1 protein-coding gene is annotated in these 451 nt (G+C 34.4%); it reads left to right on the top strand.

The window, feature by feature from the left end; genetic code table 11:
* Window positions 1-328 (top strand): hypothetical protein (locus tag E3E28_RS10845; RefSeq protein ID WP_167915460.1); only part of this gene is annotated, 328 nt, incomplete at its 5' end.
* Window positions 329-451 lie beyond the last annotated feature (123 nt).

Below are 451 nucleotides of genomic sequence, written 5' to 3'. Positions count from 1 at the left end.
TCTCGAGTTTTTAGAGTATTATTCTGAATTCGATAGGTCCATTAACACAAAACTTGTAAAAGACATAAAGCAGAAATACACAAATTGGAGAGAACAATACAGCGCTACAAAAGCAAATCGCTTACTGTTCAAAGAAATTAAGCAAACAGAACTATCAAAACAGTTTTACAGCGTAATGAAGCACTATCATCGTTTATTGAAGAAAATGAACAATGCTGGAATGATTTACAAGAAAGATGAACAATACAAACTGTCAAAAGAGTTCAGAGAATTCCTGGTGGCGCTCATTGACGCTTGGGACAATTTCGTGCTTTATGATGAAGAATGATTTAAGCACTCAGAGCGAGCCACGTTTGACAGATAGATTCAACCAATAGTCATCCACTCTCGTTTTTTATTATTCATATTATGAATATTAAATGCACCGTTTTAATGCAACCAAATCAGTATG

This window comes from Thermococcus sp. 21S9 (assembly GCF_012027635.1).
Classification (GTDB): domain Archaea; phylum Methanobacteriota_B; class Thermococci; order Thermococcales; family Thermococcaceae; genus Thermococcus.
The sequence above is the reverse complement of the archived record's forward strand: the minus strand, read 5'-3'. Positions and strand labels throughout refer to the sequence as shown.